13 protein-coding genes are annotated in these 20,616 nt (G+C 42.9%); 9 read left to right on the top strand and 4 right to left on the bottom strand.

Annotation, left to right across the window (positions count from 1 at the left end; translation table 11 throughout):
- Positions 1 to 54: 54 nt before the first annotated feature.
- From ffh to cfa, 7 genes are all read left to right on the top strand, one after another.
- Positions 55 to 1,383, top strand: a complete 1,329-nt coding sequence (gene ffh / locus AC1DYB_RS08535) for a signal recognition particle protein (RefSeq protein ID WP_295720521.1) — start codon at positions 55 to 57, stop codon at positions 1,381 to 1,383.
- Between the two features lie 177 nt (positions 1,384 to 1,560).
- Positions 1,561 to 3,144 (top strand): M1 family metallopeptidase, encoded by a 1,584-nt coding sequence (locus AC1DYB_RS08530; RefSeq protein WP_477434064.1) that lies wholly within the window; start codon positions 1,561 to 1,563, stop codon positions 3,142 to 3,144.
- Between the two features lie 199 nt (positions 3,145 to 3,343).
- The gene (locus AC1DYB_RS08525) at positions 3,344 to 4,969 is read left to right on the top strand and encodes a carboxylesterase/lipase family protein (RefSeq protein ID WP_477434062.1); all 1,626 of its coding nucleotides are present in this window, start codon (positions 3,344 to 3,346) and stop codon (positions 4,967 to 4,969) included.
- A 288-nt stretch (positions 4,970 to 5,257) separates the two neighbouring features.
- A complete protein-coding gene (locus tag AC1DYB_RS08520) occupies positions 5,258 to 5,650 on the top strand; it encodes a hypothetical protein (protein ID WP_295720514.1) in 393 nt (130 codons plus the stop codon).
- Positions 5,651 to 5,807: 157 nt separating this feature from the next.
- Entirely contained in the window at positions 5,808 to 6,458 is a 651-nt protein-coding gene (locus tag AC1DYB_RS08515; RefSeq protein WP_477434060.1) for a hypothetical protein, read from the top strand.
- A gap of 191 nt (positions 6,459 to 6,649) precedes the next feature.
- Positions 6,650 to 8,188: a YifB family Mg chelatase-like AAA ATPase gene (locus tag AC1DYB_RS08510; RefSeq protein ID WP_477434058.1), complete on the top strand. Its 1,539-nt coding sequence runs from the start codon at positions 6,650 to 6,652 to the stop codon at positions 8,186 to 8,188.
- A 154-nt stretch (positions 8,189 to 8,342) separates the two neighbouring features.
- The gene (gene cfa / locus AC1DYB_RS08505) at positions 8,343 to 9,458 is read left to right on the top strand and encodes a cyclopropane fatty acyl phospholipid synthase (protein ID WP_477434056.1); all 1,116 of its coding nucleotides are present in this window, start codon (positions 8,343 to 8,345) and stop codon (positions 9,456 to 9,458) included.
- A 404-nt stretch (positions 9,459 to 9,862) separates the two neighbouring features.
- Here the strand turns inward: cfa and AC1DYB_RS08500 are convergent, their stop codons facing one another.
- Together AC1DYB_RS08500 and AC1DYB_RS08495 are read right to left on the bottom strand one after the other, a co-directional pair.
- The gene (locus AC1DYB_RS08500) at positions 9,863 to 11,632 is read right to left on the bottom strand and encodes a cellulase family glycosylhydrolase (protein ID WP_477434054.1); all 1,770 of its coding nucleotides are present in this window, start codon (positions 11,630 to 11,632) and stop codon (positions 9,863 to 9,865) included.
- Positions 11,633 to 11,666: 34 nt separating this feature from the next.
- A complete protein-coding gene (locus AC1DYB_RS08495) occupies positions 11,667 to 13,076 on the bottom strand; it encodes a glycoside hydrolase family 30 protein (protein WP_477434052.1) in 1,410 nt (469 codons plus the stop codon).
- Positions 13,077 to 13,372: 296 nt separating this feature from the next.
- Between AC1DYB_RS08495 and AC1DYB_RS08490 the strand changes: the two genes are divergently transcribed.
- Positions 13,373 to 13,750, top strand: coding sequence for a response regulator (locus AC1DYB_RS08490; protein ID WP_477392149.1), 378 nt, complete (start codon positions 13,373 to 13,375; stop codon positions 13,748 to 13,750).
- A gap of 115 nt (positions 13,751 to 13,865) precedes the next feature.
- On the opposite strand, the gene gcvP is transcribed toward AC1DYB_RS08490, so the two are convergent.
- Positions 13,866 to 16,757, bottom strand: coding sequence for an aminomethyl-transferring glycine dehydrogenase (gcvP, locus tag AC1DYB_RS08485; RefSeq protein WP_477434050.1), 2,892 nt, complete (start codon positions 16,755 to 16,757; stop codon positions 13,866 to 13,868).
- A gap of 124 nt (positions 16,758 to 16,881) precedes the next feature.
- On the opposite strand from gcvP, the gene AC1DYB_RS08480 reads away from it, so the two are divergent.
- Positions 16,882 to 19,854 carry a T9SS type B sorting domain-containing protein gene (locus AC1DYB_RS08480; protein WP_477434048.1) on the top strand — a complete coding sequence of 991 codons (2,973 nt, stop codon included), beginning with the start codon at positions 16,882 to 16,884 and terminating at the stop codon, positions 19,852 to 19,854.
- On the opposite strand, the gene AC1DYB_RS08475 is transcribed toward AC1DYB_RS08480, so the two are convergent.
- Complete coding sequence (locus AC1DYB_RS08475) at positions 19,837 to 20,568, bottom strand: pyridoxine 5'-phosphate synthase (protein ID WP_477434046.1); 732 nt, start codon at positions 20,566 to 20,568, stop codon at positions 19,837 to 19,839. The genes AC1DYB_RS08480 and AC1DYB_RS08475 overlap by 18 nt on opposite strands.
- Positions 20,569 to 20,616: the final 48 nt, after the last annotated feature.

The following is a 20,616-nucleotide window of genomic DNA, read 5'->3' as shown; positions in this document are numbered from 1 at the left end:
TTTTCCAAACAAGAAAAATCATACCTTTGTAAGCTCAAAATTAGGATAATAATAATGTTTGAAAATCTTTCGGATAAACTCGACAGGGCCTTTAAGGTACTGAAGGGACAAGGAACTATTACTGAAATAAACGTGGCAGAGACCATGAAGGAAATTCGCAAAGCCCTTCTGGATGCCGACGTAAACTATAAAACCGCCAAAGCATTTACCGATGATGTAAGGCAAAAGGCATTGGGTAACAACGTACTAACGTCCATATCGCCGGGCCAGTTGCTTACCAAACTGATGAATGATGAGCTTACTGAGCTTATGGGCGGCACCACCGCCGAACTGGAGCTTAAAGCGTCGCCAACCATTATATTGATTGCTGGTTTAAACGGTGCGGGTAAAACCACCTTTACAGGTAAGCTGGCCAATTACTTAAAAACACAAAAGGGCAAAAAACCATTACTGGTTGCCGATGATATATACCGCCCCGCGGCTATTGACCAATTGCAGGTATTAGGCCAGCAGATTGGTGTGCCGGTTTATGCCAACCTGGAATCGAAAGATCCGGTGGCTATTGCTCTGGAGGGTATTGCATTGGCAAAGCAAAATGGTAACAATGTGGTTATCATTGATACCGCCGGCCGTTTAGCTATTGACGAAGCCATGATGGTGGAGATTGAGCAGGTAAAAGCTGCCGTGAAACCACATGAGATCCTGTTTGTAGTTGACTCCATGACCGGTCAGGATGCTGTGAATACCGCCAAGGTGTTCAATGATCGCCTTGACTTTACCGGTGTGGTTTTAACCAAGCTTGATGGTGATACCCGTGGTGGTGCAGCGTTATCTATTAAATCGGTTGTTAATAAGCCTATCAAATTTGTTGGTACAGGCGAGAAGATGGAAGCGCTTGACGTTTTCCACCCCGATCGTATGGCATCCAGGATCCTGGGTATGGGTGATGTGATATCCCTGGTTGAGCGTGCCCAGCAGCAGTTTGATGAAAAGGAAGCTGCCGAGCTGCAAAAGAAGATTCGTAAGAACAAGTTTGATTTTAACGATTTTTACAGCCAGATACAGCAGATCAAGAAAATGGGTAACATGAAAGATCTGATGGGGATGATACCGGGTGTGGGTAAAATGATGAAGGATGTGGAGATTGATGACAATGCATTTAAGGCTATCGAAGCTATCATCCAGTCAATGACACCTTTCGAAAAATCAAACCCTGAAACCATTAATCAAAGTCGCCGTAACCGTATTGCAAAGGGCTCTGGTACCGATCTTACCGAAGTAAACCGCCTCATGAAGCAGTTTGATGACATGAAAAAGGTAATGAAGCAAATGAGCAACCCTGCCGCCATGGCCAGCATGATGCGCAGAATGCCGAAGATGTAAACAATGCCTTTTATCCCGTAAGGGAAGCACTTTATCATATTAAAAATAAGCCTTTGGCATTTGCCAAAGGCTTATTTAGTTTAAAAACTTTCGCTTATTCCAGGTTAATATATTGATGAGTTTAAAGGCCACTTTTCATTAGCTTTGCGTAATTCCGGTGTTAAACATCTTTTTACCATGAGCAAAAGAATTCTTGTCATTTTTGGCGTATCATTAATATTTTCATTATTCGCGAAAGGGCAGGTCCCCGGTTCACCTATTGATGTACAACACTACAATTTTGCGCTGCAACTTAATGATGTTGATAACAACATTAAAGGCGAAGCAACGGTTGCCATAAAATTTTTGAAAAGCACATCGTCATTTAGCTTGGACCTGGTTAAGAAAAACAGCGCAGGTAAAGGGATGACCGTGTCATCCATAACAGAAAACGGTAAAAATCTGAAATTTGAACAGGATAGCGGCGCGGTTAAAATTTATACCACTGTTGTAGCACCCAGTAGGCATAGTTATGTGATTAATTATGAAGGTATACCTGCCGATGGATTAATCATATCAACCAATAACTTTGGTCATCGTACTTTTTTTGGCGATAACTGGCCCAACAGGGCGCATAACTGGCTGCCCTGCGTTGATGCGCTGGCAGATAAAGCTACTGTTGATTTTGTGGTTACAGCTCCAGATCATTACCAGGTGGTATCAAACGGGTTAAAATTGGAGGAAAACGCATTGCCCAACAACCTAAAACTCACCCACTGGCAGGAAAACGTAGCCCTGCCCACCAAGGTGATGGTAATTGGTGTCGCGGAGTTTGATATAGATCATACTGGCGATGTTAGCGGTATTCCTATTTATACGTATGTGTTCCCCGAGAATAAAGAAGCAGGATTTAAAAGCTACGCAATAGCTAAAGAGATATTGCCATTCTTCATTAAAAAGGTTGGTCCTTACAGTTATGAAAAACTGGCTAATGTGCAATCAAAAACCATATTTGGCGGCATGGAGAATGCAAGCGCCATATTCTATTTCGAGGAGTCGGTTAACGATAAAGGCATAGAGGAGTTAATGGCCCATGAGATAGCGCATCAATGGTTTGGCGATGGCGCGAGCGAAAAAAACTTTGCTCATCTGTGGCTGAGCGAAGGTTTTGCTACTTACATGACCAACCTGTACCTGGAGAATAAATATGGTGCAGATACCTTAAAAAAACGATTAGCCGCAGACAGGAAAACCGTTTTTGATTTTGAAAAGAAACGAATGACACCTGTGGTTGATACTGCGGTTAAAAACCAATACATGCAATTACTTAATGCCAATAGCTACCAAAAGGGAGGCTGGGTGTTGCACATGCTGAGGCGAAAGCTGGGCGATGCCACCTTTTGGAAAGGTGTAAGCAATTACTACACAAAATATAATGGGCGCAATGCCAATACTGCAGACCTGTGCCTGGTAATGGAGCAAGCCAGCGGCCAAAACCTGAAACCATTTTTTAAACAATGGTTGAGAACTGCCGGGCACCCCGACCTGAAGTTAACCTGGCAATATGATGCCGCTAAAGAAATGCTTGATATTACTATTGAGCAAAAACAAAGCAATTTGTATGAATTTCCCCTTGAAATCGCTGTTGATGACCATATCCACAGCATTACTGTAAAAAATATAACAACCACAGTGCAGATCCCTTTAAAGGCAAAGCCTCAAGCCATAGACATCGACCCTAATGTTAATTTGCTGGCCTCGTTTGATGTGCTGGCTAAATAGCTGATTGGCAATCAAATCATTTGTAATAAAGTTGTTTCAGGCTATTGTAAAATAGAAATTTATAATTATCATTGTGTAATACCTACACAATGATAATTGTGCTTAATGATTAGTTATCATCTACGCAATTTCATGGTACTGGTATAAATTATTCAACCCGCGAATAATCCATAAACCAATTATATAAAACCAGATAACCATGAAGAAAAATTCTACATTTTGGGCTTTGCTGGCTCTTTGCCTGATGCCTGTATTGGGCTATTGCCAAAGCGGCGAAGCCGTTACCGCAGGTGAAAACATAGCTGTAACCAGTACCGATAACGGGCAGGTGCGCGGCTACATTCACAACGGCACCTATAATTACAAAGGTATCCCCTACGCGCAGGCCAAACGTTTTATGGCTCCCGAAAAGCCAACAGCCTGGCAAGGCGTCCGTGCATCATTAGTTTATGGCGCAGTTTGCCCTATTGATGCTACCGCTACGGTTAATGATCCTATTGAGTTTGGCTTTCAGCACAACTGGGGATATATGAACGAGGATTGCCTTAAGCTTAATGTTTGGACCCCCGGGCTTAATGATCAAAAAAAACGACCGGTTATGGTTTGGCTGCATGGTGGCGGCTTTGCTGCAGGCTCGGCTATTGAATTGCCATCCTATGATGGTGAAAACTTAAGTAAAAAGGGTGATGTGGTAGTTGTATCTATCAATCACCGGTTAAACTTATTGGGTTTCTTAAATCTTTCGGCCTATGGCGATAAATATAAATCATCGGCAAATGTGGGCATGATGGATGTTGTTGCCGCGCTGCAATGGGTTAAGCAAAACATAGCCAGCTTTGGTGGCGATCCGGACAATGTGACCATTTTTGGTCAATCAGGGGGCGGCGGTAAGGTTACTACCTTAATGGCTGCGCCATCTGCAAAGGGTTTGTTTCACAAAGCTATTGTACAGAGTGGGAGCTATCAATCCAAATTTATGGATAATGATGTATCAAAAAGGATAGGCGCCGCCATGCTGGAAGTACTTAATCTGCAACCATCACAAGTAGATTCCTTACAAACCATACCTTACGAACGCCTGAGCGCGGCGGCAAAAAAAGCCCTGCCAAAAGTTGCGCAGCAATTAAAGGCCGAGGGTAAACCGGTAGCTGGCTTTGGTTTAGGCTGGGAGCCGGTTAATGATGGTGTATTTTTGCCTTATCAGCTAAATGACGCGGCGGCAATCGAGCTATCAAAAAACATCCCCTTACTGGTAGGATCAACCAAAACCGAGTTTATGGCTTCGCTTATTAACCCGGCAATAAGAAACTATTCCCTGGATGAAGTTAAAACCAACCTGCAAAAGAAATATGGCGATAAAACAGATACTTATATGGCCGAGGTTTTAAAATCCTACCCAGGCACTGTAAAGCCATCAGATTACCTGGATATTGACCTGGCTACATTCAGGCCGGGTGTTATCCGCCAGGCAAATGCTAAGGCCATTGCCGGGGCTGCGCCGGTTTATATGTATATGTTCACCTGGCAATCACCCGTTGCCGATGGCATGTTCAAATCTATCCACTGTATTGATATCTGCTTTGAGTTTGATAACATTAAACGATGTGAGGAAATGACAGGTGGTGGTAAAGAAGCTTATGCCTTAGCCACAAAGATGAGCCAGGCATGGGTTAATTTTGCCCGTACCGGCAATCCTAATGCCAAAGGGCTTCCTAACTGGCCTGCTTATACCGCCCAAAATGGGGCCGAAATGTTGTTTGATAATAAGCCGGAAGTTAAATTTCATCATGATGCAACATTGCTTCAAATGGCATCGGCAAAATAGATAATTAACAAATTTTCAGAATACAATAAAAACGGCCGCTTTAAAGTGGCCGTTTTTATTGTATTACCGGCGATACGACTATATATATGCCGCTTATTTAGGATAGGCTTTATTATTTTAACAAATGCGATTGTTTTTTTACCGCAACGTAAATATTAATCGATGACAGTTGAATTTTGCAAATAAGCTAATTTTTACACAACAAAATTTTGTATGTTGCGTTATTAACCAAACAATTGAGCAGTATAGGCTACTTGTTTTGAATATTAACCCTAAAACCCTAACATTATGAACGCATCAGGAATCTCAAAATCCATTTATGTAACAGCTTACAGATGGAGTGCAAAAAATTTCGGACAAGGTGGCTTACCTAAGTTTAATTCCCTTTTTGGTGTAAGTTTCCTGATGATCTTATTATTAACCAATTTACTGGTGCTCACTCAGCTTTGTTTAAACCAAAAATGGTTTAACATCAATGCTACAACTGCTACCATTATGCTTTTGGCAACTACCGGCGTTTTATTGCTTAACTATTTTATACTGCTTAACAACGGCCGGTTTAAAAGATGGAATGTTGCATTTGAAAAACTGAGCAAAAACAACCAGAAAGTATGGTCGGTTATGTTGATGGTGTATGCAGTGGTTTCCTGCGTATTTTTCCTTTTTGCTAACACAATATAGTGATCAGTAACGGTATTTAAGATATTGATCTATAAAGTATTATTGACGTGTGCCCTTAAAATTAACCATCTGTTTATTTTAAGGGCATATTATTTTAAGGAATTCTGTATATTTTGCGGTACTATTATTTGATACTGTTAAATTGCATAAAACAACCATGAAAATTATCACAAAATTTACCTGGCTTATTGCCTTAATTATTTGCACTACCACGCAAGCACTATTCGCACAAACCAAAGCAGATGTTTTTAACCCCAAGGTACCTGTTACCTGGTTGGGAATTGATTTTTCGCAAATGAGATTTATTGGGTCTGAAGCCGCATATAAAGCCTCAGGCGAGCTGTTAAACTCCGAGTTTGTTAATAAATACATTCCGGCCTGGGCCAACCTGTTTATAACCGAACCCAAAACTTATAATGTTCCGCGTGCATCTCATCGCGATACTGTACATTTTGCTTTTAAAGTAACCGAAGTAGCAAATAATGCCCTTACTAAAAACTTTTTTACCGAAAACCCGAACGACTTTAGCACCCTTAAAGAAAAAGATATAGTTGAAGTAGTTAAGAACTACGATTTTCAGGGTCAAAAAGGTTTAGGCATGATGCTGATTGTAGAGGGCATGAGTAAAGCAACCCATTTGGCCGGTGCATGGGTAACCTTTGTAAATATGAACGATAAAACAGTATTGTTTACTGTTTATAAAACAGGCAATAGCCGGGGCTTTGGCTTCAGAAATTATTGGGCACATTCATGGTATAACATCCTGAAAGATTTCGCCAGCGATTTTGACAGCTACAAGAAAAAATAAATTACAGCAACGGCACCTAAAAGGGTGCCTTTTTTGTTTTTGGGCAGTTTTTTTGTAGATTTTAGAGAGTAATAGCCAAGTGAAACAATAAAAGCGTTCGCGCTTCCTACAGCCGGGTTATTTTAATACACACATATTTTTACCACACAATTAAAAATATTTATCTTTCGCATTGATTAAACTTTATCATAGTGTTGGTTAAAACTTTTGGCAGTGCAGTTTATGGGATACAAGCTATCACTATAACAGTTGAGGTAAATATTGTGGCGGGCACAAAATACTTTATTGTGGGCTTGCCGGATGTGGCCATAAAGGAAAGCTATTTCCGCATCGATTCGGCTTTAAAAAATTGTAATTTCAAAATGCCCCGCCAGCAGGTTGTAGTTAACATGGCTCCTGCGGATATAAAAAAAGAAGGTTCCTCTTATGATCTTACTATTGCTACCGCTGTTTTAGCCGCCTCCGGGCAGTTAGAAGCCGGGGAGCTTGATAAGTATATCATCATGGGAGAACTTTCGCTTGATGGCAGCCTGCAGCCTATAAAGGGGGCATTGCCTATTGCCATACAGGCACGCAAGGATGGCTTTAAAGGTTTTATTCTCCCCAAGCAAAACGCCCGTGAAGCAGCCATTGTGAACGATCTGGAAGTTTATGGCGTAGAAAACATAAAAGAAGTAGCCGGTTTTTTTAATGGCGATACTAAATTGGAACCCGTGCTGGTAAATACCCGCGAGGAGTTCTACGACAGCCTTTGCAATTACGACAGCGACTTTAGCGAAGTACGTGGGCAGGAAAATATCAAGCGTGCTTTGGAAATTGCCGCTGCCGGAGGGCATAATGTGATATTGATTGGTCCGCCGGGGGCTGGTAAAACCATGCTGGCCCGCAGACTGCCCTCCATTTTGCCGCCGCTGAGTTTGTATGAGGCTCTGGAAACCACCAAGATTCATTCTGTAGCAGGAAAGCTTGCTGCCGCGGATGCTTTGGTTACCATACGCCCCTTTAGGAGCCCCCACCACACTATATCGGATGTCGCTTTAGTAGGCGGAGGAAGTAACCCGGCACCCGGCGAAATTTCATTAGCTCATAATGGCGTTTTGTTTTTGGATGAATTGCCAGAGTTTAAACGGAGCGCGTTGGAGGTAATGCGCCAGCCTCTGGAGGAACGCAAAGTAACCATATCAAGAGCCCGGTTTACGGTTGATTACCCTTCCAGCTTTATGTTGATAGCCAGTATGAACCCGTGCCCATGCGGATATTATAATCATCCCGAGAAGGAATGCATCTGCCCGCCGGGGATGGTGCAAAAATATTTGAGTAAGATCTCTGGTCCGTTGTTGGATAGGATTGACCTGCACGTGGAGGTTACGCCGGTTAATTTTACCGAATTATCATCAGACAGGCTGGCCGAAAAAAGCGAGCACATCCGCGAACGGGTAATCAAAGCCCGCGAGATCCAGATAGAACGTTTTGGTAACAGGCCAGATCTGCATGCCAATGCCCAAATGAGTCCACAAATGGTACGCGACCAGTGCAAGATAGATGTTGCAGGCCAAACGCTGCTCAAAAAAGCGATGGAAAAACTGGGCCTTTCTGCCCGTGCTTATGACCGCATCCTGAAGGTATCCCGCACCATTGCCGACCTTGCAGGTAGCGAAGAAATAAGGCTGGAACATTTGGCGGAGGCAATACATTTCAGGAGTTTGGATAGAGAAGGCTGGGCCGGGTAATGCTATCGCTGTTATGCAATTTGTAAACCCGGAAAACAGTCCCTATTGCTTGTAATGCCAATAAAGATTAAATTAATTACGCTTATAAAGTGCTCTTGCGTTAGCGCGAAAAAAAAATTAACTTCACCATACAAACGGTTAAAGGCTTAAATATATGAGTTCGTCTAAAGAAATTATTGAAAAGATGTTTGCCGCCGGTGGTATCAAAATGAATGGCGATAACCCCTGGGATTTACAAGTTCACAACCCGAAAACATTCGATCGCTTGCTTAGCGCAGGCTCTTTGGGTTTCGGCGAAGCCTACATGGAAGGTTGGTGGGATTGTGAGGCTTTAGACGAGTTTTTTTTCCGGGTGCAGTATAACAGGGTTGATAAAATGATCCCCCGCGATTTTACCACCCTAAAATATGCGCTTAAGGCAAAGTTTATGAACCGGCAAACCAAAAGCCGATCAAAAGATGTTGTGCGTAAGCATTATGATATTGGAAATGATATTTATAAGCGGATACTGGATAAGCACATGTTGTATTCCTGTGCCTATTGGAAAACCGCGAAAACGTTAGATGAGGCCCAGGATGACAAGCTGCATTTAATATGCCGTAAACTTAAGTTAGAACCCGGCATGCGCCTGCTCGACCTGGGTTGCGGATGGGGCGGACTGTCAAAATTTGCTGCCGAAAACTATGGCGTATCAGTAGTGGGAATAACCATTTCTGAGGAGCAGGCAGCTTTGGCCCGCGAAGTTAATAAAGGCTTACCGGTAGAGATCAGGGTGCATGATTATCGCGATTTGAATGATAAGTTTGATAGAATTGCCTGTGTAGCCATGATGGAGCACATTGGTTACCGAAACCACCGGGTATTAATGGAGACAGTAGAAAGAAACCTATCCGATGAGGGTATTTTTCTGCTGCATACCATCGGCGGCAATTATTCAACCAAAGTTACCGATCCCTGGATAGATAAGTATATATTCCCCAATGGAATGCTCCCTTCGGCTGCCCAGATTACAACCGCGGCCATGGGTTTGTTCATTTTAGAAGACTGGCATAATTTCGGTGTTTATTATGATCGCACCTGTATGGAATGGTTAAAGAACCTGGCGCATTTTAAAGATGAATTTATAGCTGAACATGGCGTGCCTTTTTACAGGATGTGGGAGTATTACCTCAACGCAAGTGCTGCCTCATTCAGGTCGCGCAAAAATCACCTTTGGCAAGTAGTTTATACAAAGCCGGTAAAGCTGGGATTGTATGAGGCTGTACGGTAGGGCTTTGTACGGAAAAGCTGTCTAAAAATAAATAAATCGTCATTGCGAGGCACGAAGCAATGACGTCTTGTTTATCGAGGTGGGTAGGCCTGTCAGTCTGAGCCTGTCGAAGACTCGCGCGGAGAGGCCTTTGCCCGCTATGCTTCGACGGGGCTACCTATGACAAGTTATAAAACTGAAGTCGTCCTGAACTTGTTTCAGGACCCCACAGGACAGGTAGCCCACATGTTATATACTTAGCAAGTGGGGTGCTGAAACAAGTTCAGCATGACATTGGGTTTAAATCGCTTTGTCATTTCCATCTTCAGAGGCCGCGGATTTTACAACTCAGCATGACAGCCCTTTTTAAAAGCATAAAAACAATTAATGAATCAAATTTAGACACCCTCTGATAGCCTGTTAATTTACTTAACAAACTGCAGCCAATGGAAATTATATCCTCCCATATCGGCATAAACCCTTACTTTATTAATCCCTGCTTTTAGGTGGATATTTTTTAAATCGATAACCTGCCATTTTTTAAATCCGCCGGTGCTGGGTACGTTAATGGATTGCGTTACTCCATTTACAATTAAGGAAAGTTTGCCATCATCGGCAGCGGCGGCGATCTTCAGCTTAGCGGTGTATACCCCCGCTGTTTTAACCTGCAACGTGTATTGCAGCCATTCGCCCTTTTCAATATCATCAACATAGTAGCTGTTATATGCGGCAGAATCTTTGCTGATATCCACCCCATCGTTGCGGTAAACATGCCCGTTGTTGCCTTTGCCATATTTCCCGGTTGCTACATGGTAATCCGCGGTATCGGTATCAAAGTAGGCGTAGCCATTTCGGCCCATGTCATAGTCGACTGCATTAATGATAGTGCCATCGGCAACTTTGTTGGCCTTAAATGGTTTGGTAGCGGTAGTAAAGGGCTGGCGGAAAATAGCATCGATCACATCATGATGAATGATGGCGTTCTCTAACTTTGCATAGGTAGCCATCTCTAAGGTCCCGCTGTATACATTGCTTTCTTTGGGCTTGTGGTGCCCGGTATTCAGGTAGTTGGTTACATCATCATAGTTCAGGTTTGATGGAATTTCGATAGGGTTGTTATTGCCCATCTTTTTAAGCGGCCATAATGCCCAGCCGATATTGTTTTTTTCCAACAGACCAATCGCTTCAGTTAACCACACATTCGAGTTCTCGCCGGTTTCGCCAAGCCATACGGGTACATTATATTGGTCGCGGGTTTTAATAATATGTTCAATTGATTTTTGATCATTATAATTCCAGTACTTGTGGAAGCTGAGCACCATGTTTTTATCCCAGGTAGGAAGTATGCCGTTGTAATTATTGCCCCATCCATTACCCTCAATAATAATGATGTGCTTTTTATCAACCTCGCGAATGGCGGCGGTAATATCAACCATCAATTTTCTTAAAGGCGCGTTGGTTTTTTCTTTCAGGCCGTTTTTGTCATTTGCAGGATCGTCGAAACCCCAGTTTGGTTCATTAATGATATCATAACCGCCAATATTGGGTTCGTTTTTGTACCTGTCGGCCAGTTTACGCCAAAGCGCAATCGTTTTTTGTTTGTTGGCCTCACTGTCCCACAGTGATGGATGATCGGTATTCCGGTCGGATATATTGAGGTCATTACCCTGCCCGCCCGGTGTGGCATGAAGATCAAGGATGAGGTACATATGGTTGGCTTTACACCAGGTAAGCAACGCGTCGGTCATTTTAAAGCCTTTATCAATCCAGGTGTTTTGCCCGGCAACAGGTTCCTTTTCAATAGGAAGCGTGTACAAATTATAATGCATAGGCAGGCGTACCGAATTAAAGCCCCAGCGGCGCATAGAGTCCACATCAATTTTGCGGGTATTGTTGGCCAGCCAGGTATCATAAAACTCTTTGGTTTCGGCGGGCCCCATCAGTTCTTCCAGCCGCTCACGAATGCGGAACTGGCGGCTATCCTTGTTCACGTGCAGCATATATCCCTCCTGCAGCATCCAGCCGCCCAGGCCCATGCCACGCAGTAATACATTTTTACCTTTCTCGTTCACTATCTTTTTGCCGTCGGCCTTTAAAAAGCCCTGTGCGTTGCTTCGTAAGGATACAAGGGAAACAGCAGCAACAACCAATAAGCCCTTAACAACTAAAATATTTTTAACAGATTTGAGTAACATGATACTAAATTATAATGAACGTTTTGTTTAAAAATCACCAGATGTATGTACCTACCGACCCTTTGTCCAAATGCGCGGCGAGGGTTTTTCCTGCGTACTGTATGTTGAAATCCTGCGCGGCATCGCTGGCATTAGCTACAATTAAAACCTTTTTGCCATCGGGTGTTTTAAAGGCCACATTGGGTAGTTTATCTGTATTGTTTGAGGCTATACGTACCGATCCCGGCCTAACAAATTTTGAAGCGTGCGCTATTGAGTAATAAGCAATGTTTTTCTTTACCTCATTTTTGTTGATGGTTACAGCGCCCTGGCATGATGGGCAGCCACCCCTGTCTGTGTAGGGTTTGTAATCCTGATCGGCAGCCAGGTTCCATTCCAGTACGTTGCGGCTCCAGTTGCGGGTGGCGCCAATAATAAGTTGTTTAACCGGCCATGTAATATCAATGGTTGATTGATTTTCGGGCTCCACTACCATCTGCTCGGTAAAATAAATATTCTTATCGGGGTGGGCATTGTGTACAGTGGTTAAGGCGCTTATATCGCCTCCGTATAAATGAAACCCGGAGCCATCAATGTATTTACGGGCAGCGGCATCATTTAAAATAGAGATGGGATAATCAGGCCTGTCGGCATTATGATCATATAAGATGATCTTTGTTTTGATGCCGGCTGCCTTAAACGCCGGGCCCAGGTTGTTTTTTATAAACGCGCCTTCATCGGGAGCTGCTAACAATAAGCTGGGGTTATTGCCCGGATGCAAGGGCTCGTTCTGAATGGTTAAGGCATCAATTTTAATGCCTTGTGTCCGCATGCCCTGTATATATTTAACCAGGTATTGGGCGTAGGTGCCCCAATATTCGGGTTTTAATCTGCCTCCGCGGGTGTCATTGTTGGTTTTCATCCATGCCGGCGGCGACCATGGTGACCCTAATATTTTTATAGCCGGATTGATGGCTAATATCTGTTTCATTACCGGAATAACATCCTGTTTATCGGGACCAAGATCAAAATGTTTCAAAGTGGGGTCCGTTTGCCCGTTGGGCATGTCATCATATGAAAAAACTTTTTCATTAAGGTCAGAAGCGCCAATGCTTAACCTGATATAGCTTACCCCGATATTGTTTTCGGAAGTAGCAAAAAGGTTTTTTAGCAATTCGGCCCGGCTATCAGCACTCATCCGGATGATGTGCATGGCACTGCCCCCGGTAAGCGCAAAGCCGAAACCATCAATGGACTGGTAGGTTTGTTTATCATCAACCGCAATGGTGAAATTATTATTCCCGGTTGCTTCAAATTTAAGGGCCTCTTTCTGCTTTTCGAACAGTGCAGATCTATCTGCCCGGGTAAGCCAAAGGCTGGCAGTTGCAGGTTTCTGGGCATAGGATATGGTTGTTGTACCCAAAAGCGTGGTTCCCAATAAAAATAAACTGATATATTTATTCATAGATCTGGTATTAAGCAAGCTGTGCATTATACTAAAAGGATTAAGGGTTGTTGAATAATTGGTGAAGTAAATTTATTATAGTTTTTGTATTTAAAACGGTAAATTATTAAGTAACAGATAAATTACCTGGTTGGGTATGCAAAGCTATGTAATTGCCTGGCAGATATATTTTAGAAACAATAGAGTAGTGGATTTGAAGTGCCTGTTATTAAAGCCGAATGCTCGGTATTTTTAATTAGAAGCTAAAATTATTTGCTTTTATAAAAAATTATGCTTAGTTTCACTTGCACTATCGAATGAAAAATCCCACAAAAAAAATCATCATTTTTGATGATGACGAAGACATCCTTTCCATTTGCAGCTACATTTTAGAAGAACAGGGCTGGGAAGTGCATACCTTTACCGATTGTAATAATATTACTGAAAAGGTATCAGGGATTTTGCCGGATGTGATCCTTATGGATAACTGGATCCCGGATGCTGGAGGTATTATAGCTACACAGACCCTAAAAAAATCAGAAGAATTAAAGAATATCCCGGTGATTTACTTTTCGGCAAACAGCGATATTCAGGTACTGGCCAGCCATGCCGGGGCTCAAACCTATTTGGCCAAGCCATTTGACCTAGAAGAACTGGAACGTGTTATTAACCGGGTGTTGGTACCTGCGCACTAATAAAAATTAGATATAAAAGAAAAGACCGCCAGCTATCTGACGGTCTTTTTTATGAATGCATAAATCCAATTATGCAAAATCATCTGCGCCTTGGCGCAGATGACAATCTGTAAATTTATTCAATCACACTTTCTTCAAACTCATACTCTTCTAACGGAGGGCATGAGCAGATCAGTGTTCTATCGCCATAGGTATCATTTACCCTGCCCACAGATGGCCAGAATTTAAAGTCGGCCACATAAGGAAGCGGGAATGCTGCTTTTTGACGGGTATATGGATGCTCCCACTCGTTGCCGGTAATTACCGATACGGTGTGCGGTGCATTTTTTAATGGGTTATCTGTTTTGTCTAACACACCATTTGCTACATCAGCAATTTCATGGCGGATAGCGATCATGGCATCGCAAAAGCGGTCAAGCTCATGTTTAGGCTCAGATTCGGTTGGCTCCACCATCACCGTTCCTGCAACAGGGAAGGATACAGTTGGCGCGTGGAAACCATAATCCATCAAGCGTTTGGCAATATCTGTAACCTCAATACCGAACGATTTAAACGAACGGCAATCCAGGATCATTTCGTGAGCGCAACGGCCATTGGCTCCGGTATATAGTACCGGGAAGTGGTCCTGCAATCTTGCTTTAATATAATTAGCGTTTAGTATGGCATAACGGGTAGCATTGGTCAAACCTTCGCCGCCCATCATAGCTATATAAGCGTGAGAGATGATGAGGATAGAAGCCGAACCCCATGGAGCCGCAGATACAGCGTGGATAGATTTACCCCTGTCAATATCAACCACAGCGTGTCCTGGCAAATAAGGAACCAGGTGTTTAGCCACACCAATAGGGCCCATACCAGGGCCGCCACCGCCATGCGGAATACAGAAGGTTTTGTGCAAATTTAAGTGGCAAACATCAGCGCCAATATTAGCCGGGCTGGTTAAGCCTACCTGCGCGTTCATGTTGGCGCCATCCATGTAAACCTGGCCGCCATTCTGGTGAATAATATCACAGATTTCGATGATCGACTCCTCAAATACCCCATGGGTAGATGGATAGGTAACCATTAAGCACGATAACTCGTTTTTATACTGCTCGGCTTTGGCTTTCATATCAGCAACATCAATGTTGCCGTTATCATCACATTTAACAACCACTATCTTCATACCGGCCATAGCTGCTGATGCAGGGTTGGTACCGTGTGCTGATGATGGGATTAAAGCGATATTACGATGGTTATCGCCCCTGTCGCGGTGGTAGGCGCGGATCACCATTAAGCCGGCATATTCGCCTTGCGCGCCTGCGTTTGGCTGTAAGCTCATGGCTGCAAAGCCGGTAATTTCACTTAACCAGTTGTTGATTTCATCAAACAGCTGCATGTAGCCACCTACCTGATCGGTTGGTGCAAATGGGTGAATTTTACTGAAATGGCTCCAGGTAACCGGTACCATTTCGGTGGTTGCATTTAGTTTCATGGTACATGAACCTAAAGCGATCATAGAGTGGCAAAGCGAAAGGTCTTTAGCCTCTAATGATTTGATATAACGCAGCATTTCATGTTCTGAATGATGCGTGTTAAATAATGCGTGGGTTAAATAAGCTGATGTACGCTGTAATTCAGCAGGAATAACAGTTTCCAAACCGGCTTTCAATCCGTCAAAATCAACATCACTAAGCGTTTTGCCCAATACTTTGGCAAAAAACCTTACTATAGTTTTGATATCCTCTGCCGATGTAGTTTCATCAACAGAAATAGTTACAACTGAGCCATTGTAACTAAAGTTCATCTCGTTATTTAATGCCTCAGAATGAATTGGACCATCTAAGTGGGCAACATCAAACTTCAACGTATCAAAATATGATTCGTTCAGTTGCTCATAACCTAATTCGCCCAGGGCTTTAGCCAATAGTACGGTTAAGCCATGAATCCTTTCGGCAATAAGTTTAACGCCTTGCGGGCCATGATATACCGCATACATACCAGCCATGATAGCCAATAATGCCTGCGCGGTACAAATATTTGAAGTTGCTTTATCCCTGCGGATGTGTTGCTCGCGGGTTTGCAAAGCCATACGCAAAGCGTAGTTACCTGCGCTATCAATAGTTACACCAATGATACGGCCCGGGATAGAGCGTTTATATTCATCTTTAGTGGCAAAGAATGCCGCATGCGGACCGCCAAAGCCCATTGGTACACCAAAGCGCTGGGTTGAGCCAACAACAATATCGGCACCCCATTCGCCCGGAGGCGTTAACAGCACCAGGCTCATGATATCGGCAACAACGGTTAATTTGATGCCTTTTTCGTGACCTTTAGCGGCAAAACCTGTATAGTTATAAACAGCGCCATTACCGGCCGGATATTGAACTATAGCGCCAAACATATTGTCGGTTAGTTCAACAGTGCGGTGGTCGCCTATTTGTAGTTCGATGCCGTAAGGCTCAGAACGGGTTTTTAAAATATCAATAGTTTGCGGGAACAGCTCTTCGGATACAAAGAACACGTTGGCAGCAGTGTTTTTGCGTAGGCTGTACTGCATAAACATAGCTTCGGCAGCGGCGGTACCCTCATCTAATAATGATGCGTTGGCAATTTCCATCCCGGTAAGGTCAATCACCATGGTTTGGAAGTTTAATAATGCCTGTAAACGGCCTTGCGCAATTTCGGCCTGGTAAGGCGTATACTGGGTGTACCATCCCGGGTTTTCGAGGATGTTACGCTGGATAACGCCCGGCACAATCACATCATAATAACCTTTACCAATGAATGATTTAAAAACCTTGTTTTTTAAAGATGTTTGCTTTAAAGTAGTAAGGTAATCAAATTCGCTTTTTGCGGGAGGTAAATTGAGTGGTTTTTTAAGCCTGATTCTGTCTGGTACAGTTTGCGCTATCAATTCATCAAGTGAATTAACACCGATGGTTTTTAACATTTTTGCCGTATCGGCCTCATTTGGAGCAATATGCCTTGACTGGAATTGTTCCTGGTAATCTGCGTTAAGCTTCATGAAGTAGTCGTCCCCTTAAATTTGCCACAAAGGTACGGTTTTACAATATGAGTAACAATTGCGTAATATGATATTGACAAAACGTTTACAGGCAATTATTGTATTTTAGTACCTTGACTACCATATGCATCGCTTAATCCTTATCCTGTTTTTAATATTTGTAACAAATACCTGTATTGCCGCGGTATTTGTAGTTACCAGTAATGCCGATAGCGGGCCGGGAACATTGCGGGAGGCTTTGACTTTGGCTGCGGCTAATGGTAGTACGGAGAAAGATTATATCAATTTTAATTTGCCGGATTTGAGTGTGGGAGGAAGGACGATAAACTTGCTTACCCAGTTGCCGGATATATCCTCGAATTTAGTTTTAGACGGTAGTACACAACCGGGCAATAAATTTGGTGTTAGCGATGCTAAAGTATGCCTTGCTTATAAATTGCCTTTGGATCAGGATATATCAGGTTTAAAAATTGTTAATCAAACCGATGTGGAAGTTTACGGAATGTATGTGAACAATCTCACAGATGTAACGGGTGCCCTAACAATAAAATCATGGAACGGAATTGAACTTGCAAGCGATAAAAATATACAAATTGGAGCGGCAGGCAAGGGAAATGTATTCTTTGGATTTTATAATCCATTGATAGTAAATAAATCCGACAGCCCGGGTATAAAATTTTTCGAAAACCTTACAATCAAAGCAAATTTCTTTGGCATCGCCCCTGACGGTCAAACATTGTCGGTAAATAAGACAGACCAGTGTGCCCTTTTTTTTGTAATTGGGCAAGTTATAATTGGCGGCACCGCAGCCGAAGGTAACGTATTTACGCAAGGGCTGTTTATTTATCAGGGAAACGTTTACGATTCTACAAGCCCGGAAGACTATTATATTTCTGCTCCGGCTACCATAATTGTAAACAATAATAAAGTTGGAGTTGATTATTTTGTTAGCCAGTCATTCGTCGAATCGACAGGTATAAATATTGAATCCATCACGCCAAATAGTAAAAACACAATATACATTGAGGATAATGTAATAACTGCTCAAAGCGTGTTTGGTATGGCAATTTATATAAGCAATATTGGTCGTGATGTAACCATTATGAGAAATTATATTGGCACTGATAGAGCCCGCCAAAAAAGTTTTAAAACAGGAGGAATATTTTTAAATGGAGATGCAGGCCAAATAACTATAGGTAGTAGCAGCCAGGCGGATGCGAACTACGTTACTAACTGTATACCTGTTTGGATATTTGATTACGTTTATGCTACAGTGAACAAAAATAGCTTTTCATGTGCTCCGTATCAACAGCCTATGCATTTCGGCAGTTCCGGCTTTTTTACCTACCCCGAGGTTAAGCTTACTAAAATATCTAATACATCGGTGGCGGGTACAGCTACGCCAAATTCGCTTGTTGAATTGTTTTATAGCGATAAATGCGGCACTTGTTTGCCCGAAACATATTTTGCATCGGTAACTGCAGATGCTAAAGGCAATTGGAGTTATAACGGTCTTATAACCGGAACTGTAATAGCATCAGCAACGCTTGGTAAAAGCACGTCAAATTTTACCATATCGTCTCTCTTTTTAAATATCGATGATGGTGAAATAGTAAGGAGGCCGGCAAACTGTAATTCTACCAATGGTTACATAAAAAACATCAAGCTTTATAATTTAGGGCCGAACACGGATACGTATACCTTTAGTTGGAAAAACAATGATAATATTGAAGTTGGTACAACGCTGGATTTAACGGATGTACCTGCAGGCACCTACACGTTAGAAGTGAAAGGCACAGGTTGCGGCTCAGCATTTTCGAAGCCAATAACGCTTGAATCAACAGAGATCGTGTTTAATTATACAAACCTCAAAAAAATAAATGCGGGTTGCAATAAGGCAACCGGGTCAATTAAGGGTATTACTGCACCAGAAGCCACAAAGTTTGAGTGGAGGGATGCCAATAATCTTCTAAAAGGAGAAAAAGCCGACTTGGAAGATGTAGCTGCAGGCGCATACTCTCTTACCGCTTCAAATGATTTTGGATGCAGTAACACAACCGGCCCTTATCAAATCAATGAAAACTCGCCAACACATTACCCCGATTATCCCTTTGTTAAAGCAGACGCTTGTTATGGCCAAAGTAATGGATCTGTTTCTATAACTACGGATGCATTGGTTAAATCCCTGCTATGGAAAGATAGCCAGGAGCAACCCCTTTGGACAGGTAATAAGCTAACCGACCGGCCGCCAGGCACATATTCTCTTTACTTAACCGATCAGAATGATTGTGAACGTTTATATAAAAGCTTTACCATCAATGAATTTGCGCAACTACAGGTAGTTTCGAATACGGTGCAGAAAACACCGGATGAATGTGGCTTAAAAACAGGCAGTATTCAAAACGTACAAGTAAGCGGTGGCAATCCGCCTTATACTTACGCCTGGTATAAACAGGATGTACCGGTGGCCTCAACGCCATCGTTAACAAGTGTGGGCGCCGGCGATTATAAATTAATTGTAAATGATGTAACCGGATGCAGCCCGGTTACCGCCAGCTTCACCATAAACGCCCAAACTAATATTGTACAGCCTCCTGTAGCGGGCAACATACAGTTATGTACTCCGGGCGATGCGCTGATATCGGTAAATAACCCGGTTGCAGGCAATACATATCGTTTATATGCAACGGCCGACAGCCCTCAGCCTATTGCCGAGCAAACTAATGGAACATTTAAAGTAAGCGTGACAGGAAATACTACCTATTATATTACACAAGCGACTGGCAGCTGCGAAAGCCTCCGTACACCTGTCGAGGCTGTTTTAAGTCTTTCTGCCATCAATATTGCCAACACCTTTACCCCTAATGGCGATGGCCATAACGATTACTGGAAGATTGACGGTATTGAAAATTACCCGCAGGCGGTTGTTCAGATTTTTAACCGCAACGGGCAAAAACTATTTGAATCAAAAGGATATACGCAGCCTTTTAACGGTAGTTATAATGGCAAGCCACTACCCTATGGCACCTACTTTTATATCATCAACCTCAATAAAAACTGTAACCTGCTATCGGGCAGTTTAACCATTATCAGGTAAAGCCAGCTGCCGCAAATACATTTGGATGGTGTTTTCCAGTCCATAATATAAGGCGTCGCTAATAAGGGCATGGCCGATGCTGACCTCATCCAAACCGGGAACGTTTTGAGCAAAATATTTAAGGTTATGCAAGTCAAGATCATGCCCGGCATTGATGCCAAGGCCTGCATCATGAGCTATTTTAGCAGCCTGGATATACGGCGCTACAGCCAGTTCTTTGCCCTGATGATAATGGGTGGCATAGGCTTCGGTATATAATTCAATGCGGTCGGTACCGGTTTTGGCAGCTCCTTCAACCATTTCGGCAACGGGGTCAACAAAAATAGAAACACGGATACCGGCTTCTTTAAAAACGGCTATCATATCTTTTAAATAATGATAGTTGGTAATAGTATCCCAGCCATGATTGGATGTGATCTGACCCAAAACATCTGGCACCAAAGTTACCTGCTCTGGCTTGTTGGCCAGTACCAGGTCGATAAATTTTTGTTCCTGGCAATTGCCCTCAATGTTAAACTCGGTGGTAACAATTTGCTTCAGGTCAAAAACATCCTGGTAACGGATGTGGCGCTCATCGGGGCGTGGGTGCACGGTGATGCCCTGCGCTCCAAAACGTTCACAATCTTTGGCAACCTGTACCAGGTTAGGATTATCACCTCCGCGCGAATTACGCAGCGTAGCTATTTTATTGATGTTGACAGATAAACGGGTCATGAGGCAAAGTTAATACATCATTTACTTATAAATAAACCTATTATTAAG

This window comes from Mucilaginibacter sp. P2_A4, assembly GCF_056405015.1.
Note: the sequence above shows the minus strand (reverse complement) of the source record. Positions and strands in the feature narration are given on the sequence as shown.

What these genes read in the sequence shown, in the direction of transcription:
- AC1DYB_RS08490 (WP_477392149.1), top strand. Translation starts at nt 13,373, where the DNA reads ATGAAAAATCCCACAAAAAAAATCATCATTTTTGATGATGACGAAGAC.
- AC1DYB_RS08515 (WP_477434060.1), top strand. Translation starts at nt 5,808, where the DNA reads ATGAAAATTATCACAAAATTTACCTGGCTTATTGCCTTAATTATTTGC.
- cfa (WP_477434056.1), top strand. Translation starts at nt 8,343, where the DNA reads ATGAGTTCGTCTAAAGAAATTATTGAAAAGATGTTTGCCGCCGGTGGT.
- AC1DYB_RS08530 (WP_477434064.1), top strand. Translation starts at nt 1,561, where the DNA reads ATGAGCAAAAGAATTCTTGTCATTTTTGGCGTATCATTAATATTTTCA.
- AC1DYB_RS08475 (WP_477434046.1), bottom strand. Translation starts at nt 20,568, where the DNA reads ATGACCCGTTTATCTGTCAACATCAATAAAATAGCTACGCTGCGTAAT.
- AC1DYB_RS08500 (WP_477434054.1), bottom strand. Translation starts at nt 11,632, where the DNA reads ATGTTACTCAAATCTGTTAAAAATATTTTAGTTGTTAAGGGCTTATTG.
- ffh (WP_295720521.1), top strand. Translation starts at nt 55, where the DNA reads ATGTTTGAAAATCTTTCGGATAAACTCGACAGGGCCTTTAAGGTACTG.
- gcvP (WP_477434050.1), bottom strand. Translation starts at nt 16,757, where the DNA reads ATGAAGCTTAACGCAGATTACCAGGAACAATTCCAGTCAAGGCATATT.
- AC1DYB_RS08480 (WP_477434048.1), top strand. Translation starts at nt 16,882, where the DNA reads ATGCATCGCTTAATCCTTATCCTGTTTTTAATATTTGTAACAAATACC.
- AC1DYB_RS08495 (WP_477434052.1), bottom strand. Translation starts at nt 13,076, where the DNA reads ATGAATAAATATATCAGTTTATTTTTATTGGGAACCACGCTTTTGGGT.
- AC1DYB_RS08520 (WP_295720514.1), top strand. Translation starts at nt 5,258, where the DNA reads ATGAACGCATCAGGAATCTCAAAATCCATTTATGTAACAGCTTACAGA.
- AC1DYB_RS08525 (WP_477434062.1), top strand. Translation starts at nt 3,344, where the DNA reads ATGAAGAAAAATTCTACATTTTGGGCTTTGCTGGCTCTTTGCCTGATG.